General features: G+C 67.9%; 19 protein-coding genes. 2 read left to right on the top strand and 17 right to left on the bottom strand.

Features of this window, described 5'->3' with window-relative positions; translation table 11 throughout:
- Nucleotides 1-93 precede the first annotated feature (93 nt).
- Together ACZ47F_RS05540 and ACZ47F_RS05535 are read left to right on the top strand one after the other, a co-directional pair.
- Complete coding sequence (locus ACZ47F_RS05540; protein WP_464926287.1) at nucleotides 94-558, top strand: outer membrane lipoprotein; 465 nt, start codon at nucleotides 94-96, stop codon at nucleotides 556-558.
- A 435-nt stretch (nucleotides 559-993) separates the two neighbouring features.
- Nucleotides 994-2,028: an MBL fold metallo-hydrolase gene (locus ACZ47F_RS05535; protein ID WP_464926286.1), complete on the top strand. Its 1,035-nt coding sequence runs from the start codon at nucleotides 994-996 to the stop codon at nucleotides 2,026-2,028.
- A 59-nt stretch (nucleotides 2,029-2,087) separates the two neighbouring features.
- On the opposite strand, the gene ACZ47F_RS05530 is transcribed toward ACZ47F_RS05535, so the two are convergent.
- From ACZ47F_RS05530 to ACZ47F_RS05450, 17 genes are all read right to left on the bottom strand, one after another.
- Nucleotides 2,088-2,549, bottom strand: coding sequence for a type 1 periplasmic-binding domain-containing protein (locus ACZ47F_RS05530; RefSeq protein ID WP_464926285.1), 462 nt, complete (start codon nucleotides 2,547-2,549; stop codon nucleotides 2,088-2,090).
- A 145-nt stretch (nucleotides 2,550-2,694) separates the two neighbouring features.
- Nucleotides 2,695-3,276 (bottom strand): crossover junction endodeoxyribonuclease RuvC, encoded by a 582-nt coding sequence (gene ruvC, locus ACZ47F_RS05525; protein ID WP_464926284.1) that lies wholly within the window; start codon nucleotides 3,274-3,276, stop codon nucleotides 2,695-2,697.
- A gap of 22 nt (nucleotides 3,277-3,298) precedes the next feature.
- Nucleotides 3,299-4,849: a bifunctional phosphoribosylaminoimidazolecarboxamide formyltransferase/IMP cyclohydrolase gene (gene purH, locus ACZ47F_RS05520; protein ID WP_464926283.1), complete on the bottom strand. Its 1,551-nt coding sequence runs from the start codon at nucleotides 4,847-4,849 to the stop codon at nucleotides 3,299-3,301.
- A gap of 31 nt (nucleotides 4,850-4,880) precedes the next feature.
- On the bottom strand, nucleotides 4,881-5,120 hold the full coding sequence (locus tag ACZ47F_RS05515; protein WP_464926282.1) for a helix-turn-helix domain-containing protein: 240 nt from the start codon (nucleotides 5,118-5,120) through the stop codon (nucleotides 4,881-4,883).
- Complete coding sequence (gene dusB, locus ACZ47F_RS05510) at nucleotides 5,117-6,130, bottom strand: tRNA dihydrouridine synthase DusB (protein WP_464926583.1); 1,014 nt, start codon at nucleotides 6,128-6,130, stop codon at nucleotides 5,117-5,119. Before dusB ends, ACZ47F_RS05515 begins: the two co-directional genes overlap by 4 nt.
- A gap of 136 nt (nucleotides 6,131-6,266) precedes the next feature.
- Nucleotides 6,267-6,491 carry a DUF1289 domain-containing protein gene (locus ACZ47F_RS05505; RefSeq protein ID WP_464926281.1) on the bottom strand — a complete coding sequence of 75 codons (225 nt, stop codon included), beginning with the start codon at nucleotides 6,489-6,491 and terminating at the stop codon, nucleotides 6,267-6,269.
- A gap of 2 nt (nucleotides 6,492-6,493) precedes the next feature.
- A complete protein-coding gene (locus ACZ47F_RS05500; protein ID WP_464926280.1) occupies nucleotides 6,494-6,991 on the bottom strand; it encodes a YbaK/EbsC family protein in 498 nt (165 codons plus the stop codon).
- Between the two features lie 8 nt (nucleotides 6,992-6,999).
- Complete coding sequence (locus ACZ47F_RS05495) at nucleotides 7,000-7,947, bottom strand: hydroxymethylglutaryl-CoA lyase (protein WP_464926279.1); 948 nt, start codon at nucleotides 7,945-7,947, stop codon at nucleotides 7,000-7,002.
- Between the two features lie 15 nt (nucleotides 7,948-7,962).
- A complete protein-coding gene (locus tag ACZ47F_RS05490) occupies nucleotides 7,963-8,907 on the bottom strand; it encodes a 2-hydroxyacid dehydrogenase (protein WP_464926278.1) in 945 nt (314 codons plus the stop codon).
- Nucleotides 8,904-10,961, bottom strand: a complete 2,058-nt coding sequence (locus ACZ47F_RS05485; protein ID WP_464926277.1) for an acetyl/propionyl/methylcrotonyl-CoA carboxylase subunit alpha — start codon at nucleotides 10,959-10,961, stop codon at nucleotides 8,904-8,906. Before ACZ47F_RS05485 ends, ACZ47F_RS05490 begins: the two co-directional genes overlap by 4 nt.
- 22 nt (nucleotides 10,962-10,983) lie before the next feature.
- A complete protein-coding gene (locus tag ACZ47F_RS05480; protein ID WP_464926276.1) occupies nucleotides 10,984-11,643 on the bottom strand; it encodes a DUF4126 domain-containing protein in 660 nt (219 codons plus the stop codon).
- 8 nt (nucleotides 11,644-11,651) lie between these two features.
- On the bottom strand, nucleotides 11,652-12,662 hold the full coding sequence (gene bioB / locus ACZ47F_RS05475) for a biotin synthase BioB (protein WP_464926275.1): 1,011 nt from the start codon (nucleotides 12,660-12,662) through the stop codon (nucleotides 11,652-11,654).
- 18 nt (nucleotides 12,663-12,680) lie between these two features.
- On the bottom strand, nucleotides 12,681-13,484 hold the full coding sequence (locus tag ACZ47F_RS05470; protein ID WP_464926274.1) for an enoyl-CoA hydratase/isomerase family protein: 804 nt from the start codon (nucleotides 13,482-13,484) through the stop codon (nucleotides 12,681-12,683).
- Entirely contained in the window at nucleotides 13,481-14,005 is a 525-nt protein-coding gene (locus ACZ47F_RS05465; protein WP_464926273.1) for a DinB family protein, read from the bottom strand. Before ACZ47F_RS05465 ends, ACZ47F_RS05470 begins: the two co-directional genes overlap by 4 nt.
- Nucleotides 13,993-14,394 carry a type II toxin-antitoxin system VapC family toxin gene (vapC, locus tag ACZ47F_RS05460; RefSeq protein WP_464926272.1) on the bottom strand — a complete coding sequence of 134 codons (402 nt, stop codon included), beginning with the start codon at nucleotides 14,392-14,394 and terminating at the stop codon, nucleotides 13,993-13,995. The genes ACZ47F_RS05465 and vapC overlap by 13 nt, the downstream gene beginning before the upstream one ends.
- Nucleotides 14,391-14,717, bottom strand: a complete 327-nt coding sequence (locus ACZ47F_RS05455; protein WP_464926271.1) for a type II toxin-antitoxin system VapB family antitoxin — start codon at nucleotides 14,715-14,717, stop codon at nucleotides 14,391-14,393. The genes vapC and ACZ47F_RS05455 overlap by 4 nt, the downstream gene beginning before the upstream one ends.
- 42 nt (nucleotides 14,718-14,759) lie before the next feature.
- Nucleotides 14,760-16,367 carry a carboxyl transferase domain-containing protein gene (locus ACZ47F_RS05450; protein ID WP_464926270.1) on the bottom strand — a complete coding sequence of 536 codons (1,608 nt, stop codon included), beginning with the start codon at nucleotides 16,365-16,367 and terminating at the stop codon, nucleotides 14,760-14,762.
- Between the last annotated feature and the right edge of the window lie 2 nt (nucleotides 16,368-16,369).

The following is a 16,369-nucleotide window of genomic DNA, read 5'->3' as shown; positions in this document are numbered from 1 at the left end:
GTGCATGCAGGCGGCATGCGCGTTGGCGTTGATCACACGGCGGGGTGTCGGCTCCGTCGTGTGACTGGCAAGCCAAGCTCAAGGGAGATGAAGATGAAGGTGAAAACGCAGCTCGCTTTGCTTGTGACCGTCGCCGTGCTGATCGGCGGCTGCGCCGCGGTGCCGGAACCGAAGGTCTACGGGCCGGAGGCGACGATGCAAAAGCTCGCAGTGCGGTTCGGCACCGTGGTCGCAGTACGCGAAGTGACCCTCGAGGGAGTGCAAAGCGGAGCAGGCGCGACGGTCGGTTTGGGCCTTGGCGGTTTTGGCGGGTCGAACGTGGGCGGTGGCAACGGCCAGATCGTCGGCAGCATCGTCGGCGCTGGGATCGGCCAGCTCGCCGGCAGCCAGGCCGAGCGACATTTATCGCGCCGCAAGGGATTGGAGATCACCTACCGAGAAGATGACACCGGCCAACTGTTCGTCGTCGTCCAGGCCATGGACGAGCAGGCGTTCAAACCTGGCGACCGCATTCGCGTGCTGGAGGGACAGGGCTCGGTGCGCGTGTTCAAGCTCTGAGTGCGTCGCCCGACACCTGATTTGATGGCCAAGGCGAGCGCGGTTTGCCCCGATGCACATCGCCTGCTGCTTTGAACACAGATGGTCCATTAGCAGGCCGTTGAAAAACGTCGCGAGGATGGCCAGATGCAAGGCACACGGCGCGCAGCGACCGAGACATATCAAATAGATAGGCGAGGCAGCGCGCACCGTGCAACGCCGCAGATGGCCCACCGCAGTAGTTTTTCAACGGCCTGTTAGGCGGTGCACCCTGCACATGCGCTGGCGGGTGATTTGGGGAGTTTTTGCCCCCGCGCTTCGCGCCTACAGCGAAGGCGATGAGCTTGTCGCGCAGGGCCAAATCCCTCTCCAACCCACCACGCCATCATCCCATCCCCTCATGAACAATCTGGGTTGAAGGCAAAATATGACGATTCGTATCAAAGGAGTCTCATCATGTCAGCCAAAGCAGGATCTTCCGCGCTCAGCCGGCGCGCCGTGTTGCGCTGGGGTGCGGCGGCGACCGCGGCCACCGCAGCGGCAGCAACCGTGCCGCCGCTGGCCGCCTTTGCGCAGCAGGCGCTCGATTTCGTCCGCGGCCCCAGGGTGCCGGACGTGCCGTTCACCCGGCTATCCGATCATGTGTACGTGATCTACGCCGCCGACGGCTTTCCGACCGAGCGGAACCAGGGGATGATGAGCAACATCACCGCGGTTCTGACCGCCAAGGGGGTCGTCATCCTCGATTCGGGCGCTTCGGTGCAGATCGGCGAAATGGCGATCCGACAGATCAAGACCCTAACCGACAAGCCGGTGATCGCGGTGTTCAACTCGCACTACCACGGCGACCACTGGCTCGGCAACGATGCCTTCGTCACTGCCTATGGCGAGAAACTGCCGATCTACGCGCTCAAGCGCACGCGCGAAGAAATCCTCGGCAACACCGGCACCGAATGGCAACAGGCGATGCTCAAGTGGACGAACCAGTCGACCGCGGGCACGCGCATCGTCGCGCCCAATACCGATGTCGCGCACGGACAGGTGTTCGACTATGGCGACGTCACCCTGCGGCTGCATCACTATGGCACCGCGCACACTCCATCGGACCTGTGCATCGAGGTGGTGCAGGACAGGCTCACCTATGTCGGCGACGTGATGATGGACCGCCGCATCGCCAATATGGACGAGGGCTCCTTCTCCGGCTCGCTCGCCTATATGGACGCGCTGGAAAAGAACATCCGGGGGAGCAACTGGCTGCCCGGCCACGGCCATGCCGGGCGCGAGGTCATGCGCTGGCAACGCGAGCTGTTCGCCGCGATCTGGGAACACGCACAAAAGGCCGCGAAGGACTTTGCCGGGCCCGATGCCGCCATCGCCGCAGCCAAGGCCGACCCGCGCGTGGCCTCCAAGGCGAAAGAGACCGCTGGCTGGGATAACAACATCGGCAAGTACATCAGCCTGGCGTATCTGGAGGCCGAGCAGAAGGTCTGACCCGCCGTGCGGCGGACAAGCAACTACCGCACCCGCTCTACCGCCAGCGGCGTTTTGACCTAGCCGCGGAACTCCGACAGAGTGATGATCGGGTCGGCCAGTTCGCCGTTCGCGGTGAAATGGATCTCGCTGTTGGTCACGCCGTCATAGTGGATGTCGCGGATATCCTTCAGGTAGACCTTGGGGTTGCCCGACCCGGCTTTCATCATCGCGTGCGCCAGCACCATTGCGGCGTCGTCCGCATTCGGAGAATAGAGCTGGAAGGCCGCGGCACTGAACTCGGCGTCGTCACGCGCCTTCCACGCCTTGCCCTTGGGCAGCGCCGACAGCGGCGCGCAGATGCCGTCGCCACCCATCAGCCGCGCGGCCATGCCGCGCTTGTTCGCCGTGGCCGCGAACACGTCGGCCAGCCCCTGACCATAGGCGGTGCGGTCGTCCACCACCGCCAGGCGCTGCACCTTCAGGGTGTCGTGGGCATATTCGGCACGCCCCGCGCCCAGTGCGTTGTCATTGGCGATCATGCGGAAAGAGGTCTTGTAGCCCTGCTCGGCAATCTTCGCAGAGGTGGATGACGGGGTGATCTGCGCAATACCGGCTTGCCACCGATCTTGGCATGCTCGGCGTTGAGCTGGTTCAACGCCGTCTGCGCACCGTTGCTACAGGGATTCAGTCGACCAGCCGCCCGCCGCGTCTACGCAGGCCGCGCAGCTGCGCCGCGCTCATGGTGCCGGCCTTGCCGACCCCGTTCGCCGCCCCGAACGCAGGGTGACGCACCGCTGCCAGTCCGCGCTGCGCGTGGGCGTGGCAGATCGCCAGACCCAACGCGTCGGCCGCGTCCGGCCCCGGCTGGCCAGGCAGTGCCAGCAGCCGCGCGACCATCTGCTGCATCTGCGTCTTGCTGGCACGGCCATAGCCAACGATGGATTTTTTGAGCTGCAGCGCGGTGTACTCGACCACAGGCAAGCCCTGTGCCACCAGCGCCGCGATCGCCGCGCCGCGCGCCTGACCGAGCAGTAGTGTGGACTGCGGGTTGACGTTGACGAACACGATCTCGACCACCGCCACATCGGCCTGCGCCTGCTGCGCCACCGCACTCACCCCGTCAAACAGGGTTTTCAGCCGCTCGGGCAGCAAGCCTCTGGGAATGCGGATCGCCCCGCTGGCCTGATACGCGAGCCGCTGGCCCACGGCGTCGATCACGCCATAGCCGGTGGTGTTGAGCCCGGGGTCAATGCCGAGGATGCGCATCGCTTGCGCGCGCCGCTGCGCGTCAGTGTCGGAAATGCCGCATGCCAGTAAGCACCATGGCCATGCCGTGCGCATTGGCCGCCTCGATGACCTCGGCATCGCGCACCGAGCCGCCGGGGTGGATGACCGCGGTGATGCCGGCCTGCGCGGCGCTGTCGATGCCGTCGCGGAACGGGAAGAAGGCGTCCGAGGCCATGACCGAACCCGGCACCGGCAAACCGGCCTGCTCGGCCTTGATCGCGGCGATGCGCGCGGAGTTCACCCGGCTCATCTGCCCGGCACCAATGCCGATGGTGCGCTGGTCTTTGGCATAGACGATGGCGTTGGACTTGACGAACTTGGCCACGCGCCAGGCGAACAGCAGGTCGCGCAGTTCGGCCTCGGTAGGCTGGCGCTGGCTCGCGATCTGCAACTCGCCGTGCAGGGCCAGATCGGCGTCCTGCAGCAGCAGCCCGCCGTTGACCCGCTTGGCATCGAACCGGGGGGCTGGCTGCGCGTCCCAGCTGCCGCAGACGAGCAGCCGCACGTTCTTCTTCGCCGCGCAGATGTCGATCGCCGCCGGCGACACCGCAGGCGCGATGATCACCTCGACGAACTGCCGCTCGACGATCGCCTGCGCGGTGTCGGCGTCAAGCTCACGGTTGAATGCGATGATGCCGCCGAAGGCCGACTCGGTGTCGGTGGCATAGGCGCGGTCGTACGCGGCCAGCAGCGTGTCGCCGTACGCCACGCCGCAGGGGTTGGCATGCTTGACGATGACGCAGGCCGGGCCGTCGGCGAACTGCTTGACACATTCGAGCGCGGCGTCGGCGTCGGCGATGTTGTTGAACGAGAGTTCCTTGCCCTGCAACTGCCGCGCAGTGGCGATGCTGGCCTCGCGCGCGCCGGGTTCGACATAGAACGCCGCAGCCTGATGCGGATTCTCGCCGTAGCGCAGGTCTTGCTGCTTGGTGAAGGTGAGGTTGAGCTGGGCAGGAAAGTTGCTGCGCGCGCCGTCGTCCTGCAGCGCGGATAGGTAGTTGGAAATCGCCGCGTCGTACTGGGCGATGCGGTTGAACGCGGCGACCGCCAGGCGAAAGCGCGTGGCATCGCTGACCTTGCCGGCTGCGCGCAGCTCCTCCACCACCACGGCGTAGTCGGCCGGATCGGTGACCACTGCGACATGCTGATAGTTCTTCGCGCCCGAGCGCACCATCGCCGGGCCGCCGATGTCGATGTTCTCGATCGCATCGGCAAGGCTGTGCGGCTTGGCCACCGTGGCCTCGAAGGGATAGAGGTTGACGCAGAGGATGTCGATCGGCGGCAGGTCGTGCGCTGCGGTCTGCGCCACATGCTCGGGCAAATCGCGCCGCGCCAACAGCCCGGCGTGCACCTTGGGATGCAGGGTCTTGACCCGGCCATCGAGCATTTCGGGAAAGCCGGTGTAGTCGGCCACCTCGAGCACGGGCAGACCAGCCCCCTGCAGTAGCCTGGCGGTGCCGCCGGTGGACAGCAGACGCACACCGAGTGCGTGCAGTTCGCGCGCGAAGTCGAGCACGCCAGTCTTATTGGATACGGAAATCAGGGCTTGCATGGAGGTCTCGAAAAAAGAAAAGAGAGGCGGATCAGAGCAGCTTGTGTTCGGCCAGTTTTTTGCGCAGGGTGTTGCGGTTGATGTCCAGCCAGCGCGCAGCCAGCGACTGGTTGCCTTCGGCATGGCGCATCACGGTGGCCAGCAGCGGTTTTTCCACTGCCTGCATCACCATGGCGTGAATGCCGTGCGGCTCGGAGCCGCCGAGGTCACGGAAATAGCCTTCCAGGCTCTCGATCACGCACTGTTCGAGGGTTTTGCGTTGCGGGTTCATGCGGCGGCGGCAAGCGGGAGGGTGAAGGTGGGCTGAGGCTGATCGTCACCGAGCAGGCGGCGCAGTGCGGCCAGTTGCTCGGCGGCGGTCTGCAGGGTGTTGAAGTACTGGCGGAACGCGGCGCCGCCTTCCAGATTGGCCACATACCAGCCGACATGCTTGCGCGCAGTGCGCACGCCGGTGGCCTCGCCGTACAGCGTGTAGTGGTCGTCGAGGTGGGCGAACAGCCAGTCGCGCCACTGCGCTGGCGCGGGGTCGGGCAACAACGCGCCGCATTCCAGATAGGCGGCGACCTGGCCGAACAGCCAGGGTCGGCCCATCGCCGCGCGACCAATCATCACCGCATCGGCCCCGGTGGCCTGCAGCACCGCGGCGGCCTTGTGCGGAGAGTCGATATCGCCGTTGGCCACCACGGGGATGGACACGCTGCGCTTGACCTCGGCAAGGGTGTGGTACTCGGCCTGCCCGCCGTAGCCCTGTTCGCGGGTGCGACCGTGCACCACCAGCATCGCGGCCCCCGCGGCCTCGGCCAGACGGGCGATGCGCGGGGCGTTGCGCGCGGCGTCGCACCAGCCGGCGCGCATCTTGAGCGTGACTGGCGCGCCGAATGGCCGGGCGGCCTGTACCGCGGCCTCGACCAGCCGCGCGGCCAGCTCTTCGTCCTGCATCAGCGCCGAGCCGGCCCAGCGGTTGCAGACCTTTTTCGCCGGGCAGCCCATGTTGATGTCGATGATGTGCGCACCGCGCGCCAGATTGTCCTGCGTGGCCTGCGCGATCTGCTGCGGGTCGGTGCCGACGATCTGCACCGCGATCGGCGCGGCCTCGCCGTCGTGGTTGACGCGGCGCGTGGTCTTGAGGCTGTCGCGCAGGTCGGGACGCGAGGTGACCATTTCGCTGACGCAATATCCCGCGCCAAGCTGCCGCGCGAGCCGCCGGTACGGCCGGTCGGTGACCCCGGCCATCGGCGCGGCGAACACGCGGTTTGCCAACAGATGCTGGCCGAGCTGCAGCGGCGTGCGCCAGTCGGCGCGCACCGCAAGGGGTGCGGAGTCGGCAAGGGCGGCGGGTTGGGTCATGGCGGAACGGCGTGCGCAGCGCAGCAGGCCAGGGCATGCGGCTGCCGCTTTTTTGCGCAGGGGGCAGATTCTATGCCTCGGGCGGCCGTGTCGGGCCACAGCCGCCAGCGCCGGCATCCGCCTGCTCGTCCGCCCGCGTCTGCCGCAGGCGAATCAGGCGCCAGACCTGCAGCTTGTCCTGCGCGCTCATGCTGCTCCAACGTGCGATTTCGTCCAGCGTGCGCAAGCAGCCGCGGCACAGGCCGCGTGTCTCGTCCATGGTGCAGACGTTGATGCAGGGAGAGGGCACCGCCATGGTCAGACCGCCTGGGTGACCGCACTGGGCGCGGTGCCGAGCCAGCGCGGCAGATCCTCGGGCCGCAGCGGGAACACCGCGTGCGGATGGCCTGCTGCGGCCCAGATGCAGGCAAAGCGCCACAGGCTCTGGTCGATCAGCGCAATCGGCGGCTGGACATGCCCCACTGGGCTGACCCCGCCGATGGCAAAGCCGGTGGCGGCGCGAACGAAATCAGCATCGGCGCGCGCCAGCCGGCCTACCTGCGCGGCCACCGCGTGTTCGTCCACCCGCCGGTCGCCCGCGCAGACCACCAGCACGGCGCGGTGGCTGTCCACATGGCGGAACACGATGGACTTGGCGATCTGCCCGAGCTGCACCCCGAGCGCGTCAGCAGCCTGCTGCGCGGTGCGTGCGGCGACGTCGAGCAGGACCGGCTGCCCGGCATGGCCGAGCGCGGCCAGCGCATCGATCACGCGCTGCACCGAGTCGCTCGGGCGGCTGATGGCGTGCGTCGGCATGGTACGGCTCATGCGGTGCAGGCGCGCTCGCCCTGCTCGGCGGCCCACCGGGCCAGCAGCGCGCGCCCGGCGCGGCTGTGGTTCGGGCGGCCGATGGCGCGGGTAATGAAGTCGCCGGTCTGCACCACCGCGCGCAGATCGACCCCGGTGTCGATGCCCAAACCGTGCAGCAGGTAGAGCAGGTCTTCGGTGGCGAGATTGCCGGTGGCGCCCTTGGCATAGGGGCAGCCGCCCAGCCCGGCGACCGAGGAATGAAAGCTCGCCACGCCTATTTCCAGAGCGGCAAGCACATTGGCCAGCGCCTGGCCGTAGGTGTCGTGGAAATGACCGGCCAACTTGGCGATCGGAAACACCCGCGACGCGGCCTCGAACACCGCCTGCACCGCGCCGGACGTGCCCACGCCGATGGTGTCGGCGATGTCGATGCTGTCGCAGTCCAGATCGGCTAGGCGCTGGACCACGTCGGCCACGGCCGCAGGACGCACCTCGCCCTGGTACGGACAGCCCAGCGCAACCGAAATGCTGCCGCGCAGCCGCACCCCGGCGGTCTTCGCCGCCGCGGCCACCGGGCGGAAGCGCTCGATCGATTCAGCGATCGAGCAGTTGATGTTTTTCTGCGCAAACGCCTCGCTCGCTGCGGTGAACACCACGACCTCGTCCACGTGGGCAGCGAGCGCCGCCTCCATGCCTTTGAGATTGGGCACCAGCGCGGAATATCGCGTGCCGGGACGGCGGCGGATACCGGCCATCACCTCGCTGCTGCCGGCCATTTGCGGCACCCACTTGGGCGAGACGAAGGCCGCGGCCTCGATCTGCGGCATCCCTGCGGCGGACAGCCGGTCGATCAGGTCGATTTTGACCGCAGCAGGTACCGGGTTGGCCTCGTTCTGCAGGCCGTCGCGCGGGCCGACCTCGACCACTTCGACGGCCTTGGGCAAAGCGTTCAACGTGTGCATCGGTTTGTCTCCAGCTCAGTACCCCAGCCGCATGTCGACCACGCCGCTGGGCGATTCGCCGCGCTCGATCGCGGCGATCTTGCGCACGATCTGCGCTGCCGCCGGGCCGACCAGGGTTTGCGCCGCCACATGCGGGGTGATGCGCACCCGCGGGTGGCGCCACAGCGCATCGTCCGCAGGCAGCGGCTCGGTGGCAAACACATCGAGCAGCGCGCTGGCCAGGTGCCCGGACTGCAGCAGATCGAGCAGGTCGGCCTGGTCGATGACCGCGCCGCGGCTGGCGTTGATCAGGTGCGCACCCTGCGGCAGACGGCTCAGCGCAGCGTAGTCGAGCAAGCCGCGGGTGTCTGCGGTCAGCGGCAACAGCACCACCAGCACCCGGGTCTGCGCGAGAAATTCGTCCAGGCCGCCCAGTGCAGTCACCGGGCAGTTCAGCCCAGCAACCGGCCGGCCGCTGCGGGTGCAGGCGTGGATCGGAAATTCCATCGCCGCCACGCGCCGCGCGGCGGCAGCACCCATCTGCCCCAGGCCGAGGAAGCCCACGGTAAAACTGGCGCGCGGCGGCAGCGGCAGCGGCTCCCAGCGCCGCTGCGCCTGCTGCCAGGCATAGTCCAGCATGCGACGGTAGGCATGCAGCACGCCCTCAGCCACATAGTCGGCCATCTGCCGCCCCATGCCCGCGTCCTCCAGGCGGACCAGCGGCACGCCGGGGTGCAGACGGTGCAACAGCGGCGCGATCGCGTCCACCCCGGCGCCGAGGTTGAACACCGCGCGCAGCCCCATCTGCCCGGCCAGCCACTCGGCGTCGGGACGCCAGACCAGCACGAACTCGGCCTGCGCGTCGCGGTCGGCGCAGGCGTCAATCACGTCGATCGCCAGCCCTGTTTCCTTGGCGTGTTGCATCAGCGCGTCGCGCCAGCGGCGAAACGGCTCGTCCGGATCCCAGACCGCCAGTCTCATGGAGTCGATCCTTCCTCTTGCAACGCGGCCAGGCGCAGCAGCTCAGCGCCTTCGCTGACCTGGTTGCCCACCGCGTGCAGCAGTTCGCTCACCCGCCCCGCAGACGGGGCATGCAGAGTGTGCTCCATTTTCATCGCTTCGAGCACCAGCAGCGGCGCACCGGCCTCCACGGCATCACCCGGCTGCACATGCAGCGCGATGATCTTGCCGGGCATCGGTGCGGTCAGACGCCCCGCCCCCTGCACCGCAGTGGCATGACCCAGATCGGGGCCGCGCCGCTGCAGCAGCGCCTGCTCGCCCGCAGCGAACACGGCAAAGCCTGCCGCGCCTAGCCGCACCACATCCATCTGCGCGCGCTGCGGCCCGACGGTGAGCACCAACGCGCGCGCGTTTTCGGCCCGCGCGGCGCGCACACTGCAGGCAAAGGGCTGCGGTGCGTCCAGCCCGGGCGCCAGAAGCTGCATCGGCTGCTCACCGCTGGCGTAGAACAGCTCGCAGCGCAGCTCGCCCCACGGGCTGTCGAAGGCAAAGGCGCGCGGCGGCAGCGCGCCGGTAGTGAACCCGTCGCAGGCGGACCAGGGATCGGCGGTCTGCGCGGCGCGCTCGTCCTCGAGCAGCGCGCCGATTGCCGCGGCGCAGGCCAGGTGCGGCGTGATCGCAGGCGGCGCAAGCAGCGCATCCTGCCGGCGGGCGATCAGCCCGGTATCGACCGCGCCGGCGGCGAACGCCTCCTGCCCGAGCAGGCGGTGGAGGAACTGCACATTGGTCTGCAACCCGGCGATGTGCGTTGCCGCCAGCGCCTGCCGCAGTCGCAGCCGCGCCTGCTCGCGCGTTGGCGCCCAGGCGATGAGCTTGGCGATCATCGGGTCGTAATACGGGGTGATCGCATCGCCTTCGCGCACCCCGCTGTCGATGCGGATACCGGATTCGCCCACCACACCGAACGCGGCGTGCGGCGGCAGCGCCAGCCGCTGCAGCACCCCGGTGGACGGCAGAAAGCCGGCCTCGGGATGCTCGGCGTAGATCCGCGCCTCGATCGCGTGGCCGCTTGCGCGCACCTGCTCCTGCATGATCGGCAGCGGCTCGCCTGCGGCCACGCGCAACTGCCACTCGACCAGATCTAGCCCGGTGATCGCCTCGGTCACCGGATGCTCGACCTGCAGCCGGGTGTTCATTTCCATGAAGTAGAACTGCTGCGGCACTCCGGCTTCGGTGCATTCGACGATGAACTCCACCGTGCCCGCGCCCACATAGCCCACCGCCTGCGCCGCGGCCACGGCGGCAGCGCCCATGTCACGCCGCATGGCCTCGGACAGTCCCGGCGCCGGCGCTTCCTCGATGACCTTCTGATGGCGGCGCTGCATCGAGCAGTCGCGCTCGAACAACCACAGGCAATGGCCGTGACGGTCGGCGAACACCTGGATTTCGATATGCCGCGGCCGCAGCACCAGACGTTCGATCAGCACCGCGTCGTTGCCGAAGCTGCTGCGCGCCTCGCGGCGGCAGGAAGCCAGCGCGGCAGCGAAGTCTGCAGCAGCATGCACCTCGCGCATGCCTTTGCCACCGCCGCCCGCGCTGGCCTTGATCAGCAGCGGATAGCCAATGCGCGCCGCCTCCAGCGCCAGCCGCGCGTCGTCCTGCTCGGCCCCGTGGTAGCCGGGCACCAGCGGCACGCCTGCAGCCTGCATCAGCCGCTTGGACTCGGCCTTCAGCCCCATCGCCTGCATCGCTTCGGACGGCGGGCCGATGAACACCAGACCGGCCTGCGCGCATTGCTGCGCGAACGCCGGGTTCTCGCTGAGAAAGCCATAGCCCGGATGGATGGCCTGCGCGCCGGTCTGCAGCGCCGCCTGCACGATGCGCGCGCCGCACAGATAGCTGGCAGTCGCCTCGGCCGCTCCGATGCACACCGCCTCGTCACAGGCGGCCACATGCGCGGCCTGCGCGTCAGCCTCGGAATACACCGCAACCGTCTGGATGCCGAGCCGCCGGCAGGTGGCAGCCACGCGGCAGGCAATCTCGCCGCGATTGGCGATCAGGACTTTCGAGAACATTTCAGCACTCTCCAATCGGGACTCAGCTCCTGTCGCGAAAGCGCACATCGGTCGCGCCGGACGCGGTCTCGGCCTTGCCGCTGAACAGGCGCACCATGCGTCCGAGCAGACCACGCACGAAGTGAAAGCTCTTGCGCGCCAGCCACACCATTCCCACCAGCACCAGCGCCAGCGCAATGAAAAACAGCACCGGATGCAGCCAGGCCAGCCACAGGCCACCCAGCACCATCGCGTCCTCGCCAAAAGACGCACCGATGTTGGAAAACGGCTCGGGCGAGGTATTGATCGCCGCGCGGGTGGACAGCTTGGTGCCGTGGCTGACCGCAGCCAGGCTGCCACCGGCCGCAGCCGCCAACGCCGCAACGAAAGTGTGATCCAGCCCGAACACGCTGGCCGCGAGCACCGCGCCCGCCGGGATGCGCAGCAGGGTGGAGATGAAGTCGAGCAGGCTGTCCACCCCCGGAATCTTGTCGCCGACGAACTCGAGCAAGGCCAGAACCCCGGTGATGCCCACCGCCAGCGGGCTGGCGAGCGCCTGCAGCCCGGCGGGCAGTTGCACCCACCCGGCCAGCCCCGCGACGCCGACCGCGAACATCACCAGAAAGGCGCGCATACCGCTGGCCCAGCCCAGCGCGGCGGCCAGCGCGAGCAGTTGCAGAGTATCGAGGGTGGGGGCTTGCATCAATGGCCTCAGGCAGTTTGCTGCAGGGGGATGGCGCGGCGCATGGTGGGATGATCTGGCGCGGCATCGGCGGGCAGGCCCTCAGCACGCAGCCCGAGACGGGCGAACAGCGCGCGGTCAGCCTGGACCTCGGCATTGCCAGTGACCAGCAGGGTATCGCCGTAAAAGATTGAGTTCGCCCCGGCGAGCAGGCACAGCGCCTGGATGCCATCGCCCAGTTCGCGCCGTCCCGCGGACAGCCGCACCCAGGCGCGTGGCATGACAATGCGGGCTGCGGCCACGGTGCGCACGAATTCGAACGGGTCGAGGTCGGGCGCATGTTCCAGCGGCGTGCCGGACACACGCACCAGCGCGTTGATCGGCACCGATTCGGGGTACGGGTCGAGATTGGCCAGCTCAGCCAGCAGCGCGGCGCGGTCCAGGCGGCTCTCACCCATGCCGACGATGCCGCCGCAACACACTTTCATCCCGGCGGCGCGCACATGCCGAAGGGTGTCGAGCCGTTCCTGATAGGTGCGGGTGGTGATGATGTGGCCGTAGAACGCTGGCGAGGTGTCGAGGTTGTGGTTGTAGTAGTCCAGCCCCGCGCCGGCGAGCCGCTGCGCCTGCTCGGGGCGCAGCATGCCCAGGGTCATGCAGGTCTCTAAGCCAAGAGCCTTGACGCCCTCGACCATTCTGGCCACGGCGTCGATGTCGCGGTCCTTGGGCTCGCGCCAGGCCGCGCCCATGCAAAAGCGGCTCGCGCCTGCGTCCCTGGCCGCCCGGGCGTTGGCCAGCACGGTATCGAGGTCCATCAGCTTGCCCGCCTTCAGGCCGACATCGTGGTGCGCCGATTGCGGGCAGTAGCCGCAGTCTTCGGGACAGCCGCCGGTCTTGATCGACAGCAAAGAGGACAGCTGCACTTCGGTCGGGTCGAAATGCGCGCGATGGACCTGCTGCGCCTGCCACATCAGCTCGGGCAGCGGCTGGTCGAGCAGTGCTTGGATGCGTTCGAGTGTCCAGGGGGTCGGAGCGTTCATGGGATTGATGAGGTTGGTTCAGTCCGGGCTGGGCTCGGCCCAGCTCGGCTTGCGTTTTTCGAGAAAGGCGGCGATGCCTTCGCGCCCGTCGCTGCTGGCGCGGGCCTGCGCGATGCGTTCAGCGGTGTCGGCCAGCAAGGCCTCGCCCAGCGGATGATGCGCCACTTCGGCGATCAGCCGCTTGGCCGCGGCCAGCGCCTGCGGCGAGGCGGCCAGCAGCGCCTGCGTCCAGGCGTGCACCTGCGCATCCAGCGCGGCGGCATCTGCGACGACCTCATGCACCAGCCCGATGCGCTGCGCCGCGGCAGCATCGAACACTTCGGCGGTCAGGGTGATGCGCTGCGCCGCGCGCGCGCCGATGGCGCGCAGCACATGCGGCATGATGGTCGCCGGAATCAAGCCGAGCCTGACCTCGCTCAGGCAAAACCGCGCAGACGACACGCCCACCGCCAGATCGCAGGCCGCCACCAGGCCGACGCCGCCGGCGAACGCATCGCCCTGCACCCGCGCGATCACCGGCTTGGGACATTCGACCACGCTGCGCAGCATGCGCGCAAGCTGCAGCGCATCGTCGCGGTTCTGCGCCGGGGTGAAGCCAGCGAGCTGCTGCATGTAGCGCAGGTCGGCCCCGGCGCAGAATGCAGGCCCGCTGGCGGCGAGCACGACCACACGCACCTGCGGGTCTATGCCGAGTTCGACAAACGCCGTATGCAGCGCGGCAATCGTCTCGGCGTCAAAGGCGTTGCGCACCTCGGGGCGGTTCAGCGTGACCGTGGCCACCACCCCGGCGCGCTCCACCCGGACAACGGCAGCCGTGTTCATGCCGCTTCCTCGCGCAGCATGTAGATCAGGTCGAGCACCGGGGAAGGATGCCCCATCGCGGTCAGCGCAGCGGTGATCTGGCCGCGATGATGCGTGGCATGGTTGAACACATGCGCGAGCGTCAGCGCAAACGGCGAGGTGACCTGCTCGCCGCGGCTGGTGGTGTAGGCAAGGGACGAGGCCATGCGCTCGGGCGGCAGCGACGCGATGAACGGCTGCCATGCCTGCGCCACATCCAGCAAGCGCTGCGCCAGACAGGCGCGGTTGGGCTCGACCTCGGCGTCGAGCGCGATGCCAGCGGGCGAGACGCCATCGATGAAGCGGCGCTGCCACAGCAGCCCCTCGGCCACGAGCAGATGGTTGAGCGTGCCGTGGATGCTTTTGAAAAACAACCCGCAGTCACGCCGGTAGTCTGCCTCCGGCAGCAGCGCAATGTGCTTGGTGAGCAGCCGCCGCGTGGCCCAGAGGTGATAGCGGGCCAGGGTCTGGAAGTAAGCGCCCAGCGGATTCAGGACGTCCATGTGTCGATTTCTCCCACCAGTTTGAACACCTCGAAATCGGCGTCGCGGTGCAGCAGGGTATGGCCCTGCGTCATGCAAAAGCTGGCGAGCAGCCCATCGATCGGGCTGCGCACGCTGCGACCCTGCATGCGCAGTCGGCGGTAAAGATGGGCCGCCCGTACGGCCTGCGCATCCCCGCCAATGCTCACCTGCGGCAGTGCGCGCAGCAGACTTTCGGCCCGTTTCTGCGCACGCGACTCACGAAAACCGCGCAGCACTTCGAACAGCACGAGATCGGCCACCCCGATCTCGACACTGGGATCGCCCAGGCAACGCGCCAACGCACCGCTGGCGCCGTCGCGCTCGCCACGAAAAAAGTCGATCCACACGCTGGAGTCCGCAAGAATCATTTGCTGCGGCGCCGACGTGCGGAGGAGGTCTGGGCGTAAAGGCTGCTGGTCTTGGCGGCATGCTTGCCTGCCATGGCGGCATCGGCCGAACGCGGTTCGGCAAGCTGCAAGGACGCGGCACCTTGCCCGACGCGGGCTGCCGCCCATGCGGTATCAGAGTCGTCCCATTGCAACTGACCGCGCAAGGCCAGCAAGCCCTCGTATACCTTGCGACGGCGCAACAGGCGCAAGCCCTCCTCGACCGCCTCCTTCTTGGTCTTGAAGCCACCGGCTTCCATGGCTGCGGCCATCAAGGCATCGTCGATGTCGATATTGGTTCGCATGACCAGCCCCTTAATGTGTATGAAAATGATAAATCATACACATCACATACGGAACACACCAAACCGGGGGTCGGGGATGGGGGCGTCGAGCGCGGCAGACAGGCCAAGGGCGAGCACGCGGCGGGTGTCCGCGGGATCGATGATGCCGTCGTCCCACAGCCGTGCGGTGGCGTAGTACGGGTGGCCCTGCGCCTCGTATTGCGCGCGGATCGGGGCCTTGAAGGCTTCTTCCTCCTCCGCGCTCCAGCTGCCGCCCCGGGCCTCGATGCCGTCGCGCCGCACCGTCGCAAGCACGCTGGCGGCCTGCTCTGCGCCCATCACACTGATGCGCGCGTTGGGCCACATCCACAGCTGCCGCGGCCCAAACGCCCGGCCGCACATGCCGTAATTGCCGGCGCCGAAGCTGCCGCCGATGATGACCGTGAACTTGGGCACCTGCGCGCAGGCGACTGCTGCGACCAGCTTGGCGCCGTGCCGGGCGATGCCCTCGTTTTCGGCCTTGCGCCCGACCATGAAGCCGGTGATGTTCTGCAGGAACACGAGGGGAATGCGGCGCTGGCAGCACAGTTCGATGAAATGCGCGCCCTTGACTGCGCTGTTGGAAAACAAGATGCCGTTGTTGGCCAGGATGCCCACTGGCATGCCGTGCAGATGCGCAAAGCCGCACACCAGCGTGGTACCGAAGCGGGCTTTGAACTCGTCGAACGCCGAGCCATCGACCAGACGGGCGATGACTTCGCGTACCTCGAAGGGTTTTTTGCCGTCCGCCGGGATCAGGCCGTAGAGATCGCCTACCGGGTACAGCGGCTCGCGCGGCGGGCGCAGCGCCACCTGCGCACGCTGCGGCGGCGGCAGTTGCGCGACGATGCGCCGGGCGATGTCCAGCGCGTGTGCGTCGTTTGCGGCCAGATGGTCGACCACGCCCGACAGCCGGGTGTGCACATCGCCGCCGCCCAGTTCTTCGGCGTTGACTTCCTCGCCGGTGGCGGCCTTGACCAGCGGCGGGCCGCCGAGAAAGATGGTGCCCTGATTGGCGACGATGATCGCCTCGTCGCTCATCGCCGGCACATACGCGCCGCCGGCAGTGCACGAGCCCATGACCACCGCGATCTGCGCAATACCCTCGGCGCTCATCACAGCCTGGTTGTAGAAAATGCGGCCGAAATGGTCGCGGTCGGGGAACACCTCGTCCTGGTTGGGCAGATTGGCGCCGCCCGAATCGACCAGATAGATGCACGGCAGGCGGTTCTCGCGGGCGATGTCCTGTGCGCGCAGGTGCTTTTTCACGGTGACGGGGTAGTAGGTGCCGCCCTTGACCGTGGCGTCATTGCACACGATCACGCACGGCCGGCCGGATACGCGGCCGATGCCGGTGATGATGCCCGCGCCTGGAGCAGCATCGTCGTACAGACCGTGCGCTGCCAGCGGTGAGAACTCGAGAAACGGCGATCCGGGGTCGAGCAGTTGCGCGACACGCTGGCGCGGCAGCAGCTTGCCGCGCGCGGTATGCCGGGCACGCGCGGTCTGGTCGCCGCCCTGCGCCGCGTGCGCGATATGCTGGCGCAGATCGGCCACCAGCTCGCGCATGCGCCGTGCGTTGGCAGCGAAGTCTTCGCTGCGCGGATCGATGCGGGTGTCGATGATCGGCATGA

The sequence above is a fragment of the Thiomonas islandica genome (genome assembly GCF_055383445.1).
Note: the sequence above shows the minus strand (reverse complement) of the source record. Positions and strands in the feature narration are given on the sequence as shown.

Excerpts from the sequence above, each read along its gene's own strand:
- ACZ47F_RS05485 (WP_464926277.1), bottom strand. The coding sequence starts at position 10,961 with ATGTTCTCGAAAGTCCTGATCGCCAATCGCGGCGAGATTGCCTGCCGC.
- purH (WP_464926283.1), bottom strand. The coding sequence starts at position 4,849 with ATGCAAGCCCTGATTTCCGTATCCAATAAGACTGGCGTGCTCGACTTC.
- ACZ47F_RS05470 (WP_464926274.1), bottom strand. The coding sequence starts at position 13,484 with ATGAACACGGCTGCCGTTGTCCGGGTGGAGCGCGCCGGGGTGGTGGCC.
- ruvC (WP_464926284.1), bottom strand. The coding sequence starts at position 3,276 with ATGCGCATCCTCGGCATTGACCCCGGGCTCAACACCACCGGCTATGGC.
- ACZ47F_RS05500 (WP_464926280.1), bottom strand. The coding sequence starts at position 6,991 with ATGCCGACGCACGCCATCAGCCGCCCGAGCGACTCGGTGCAGCGCGTG.
- ACZ47F_RS05450 (WP_464926270.1), bottom strand. The coding sequence starts at position 16,367 with ATGCCGATCATCGACACCCGCATCGATCCGCGCAGCGAAGACTTCGCT.
- ACZ47F_RS05495 (WP_464926279.1), bottom strand. The coding sequence starts at position 7,947 with ATGCACACGTTGAACGCTTTGCCCAAGGCCGTCGAAGTGGTCGAGGTC.
- ACZ47F_RS05455 (WP_464926271.1), bottom strand. The coding sequence starts at position 14,717 with ATGCGAACCAATATCGACATCGACGATGCCTTGATGGCCGCAGCCATG.
- ACZ47F_RS05515 (WP_464926282.1), bottom strand. The coding sequence starts at position 5,120 with ATGAACCCGCAACGCAAAACCCTCGAACAGTGCGTGATCGAGAGCCTG.
- vapC (WP_464926272.1), bottom strand. The coding sequence starts at position 14,394 with ATGATTCTTGCGGACTCCAGCGTGTGGATCGACTTTTTTCGTGGCGAG.
- ACZ47F_RS05505 (WP_464926281.1), bottom strand. The coding sequence starts at position 6,491 with ATGGCGGTGCCCTCTCCCTGCATCAACGTCTGCACCATGGACGAGACA.
- ACZ47F_RS05465 (WP_464926273.1), bottom strand. The coding sequence starts at position 14,005 with ATGGACGTCCTGAATCCGCTGGGCGCTTACTTCCAGACCCTGGCCCGC.
- ACZ47F_RS05530 (WP_464926285.1), bottom strand. The coding sequence starts at position 2,549 with ATGATCGCCAATGACAACGCACTGGGCGCGGGGCGTGCCGAATATGCC.
- ACZ47F_RS05480 (WP_464926276.1), bottom strand. The coding sequence starts at position 11,643 with ATGCAAGCCCCCACCCTCGATACTCTGCAACTGCTCGCGCTGGCCGCC.
- bioB (WP_464926275.1), bottom strand. The coding sequence starts at position 12,662 with ATGAACGCTCCGACCCCCTGGACACTCGAACGCATCCAAGCACTGCTC.
- ACZ47F_RS05535 (WP_464926286.1), top strand. The coding sequence starts at position 994 with ATGTCAGCCAAAGCAGGATCTTCCGCGCTCAGCCGGCGCGCCGTGTTG.
- ACZ47F_RS05490 (WP_464926278.1), bottom strand. The coding sequence starts at position 8,907 with ATGAGACTGGCGGTCTGGGATCCGGACGAGCCGTTTCGCCGCTGGCGC.
- ACZ47F_RS05540 (WP_464926287.1), top strand. The coding sequence starts at position 94 with ATGAAGGTGAAAACGCAGCTCGCTTTGCTTGTGACCGTCGCCGTGCTG.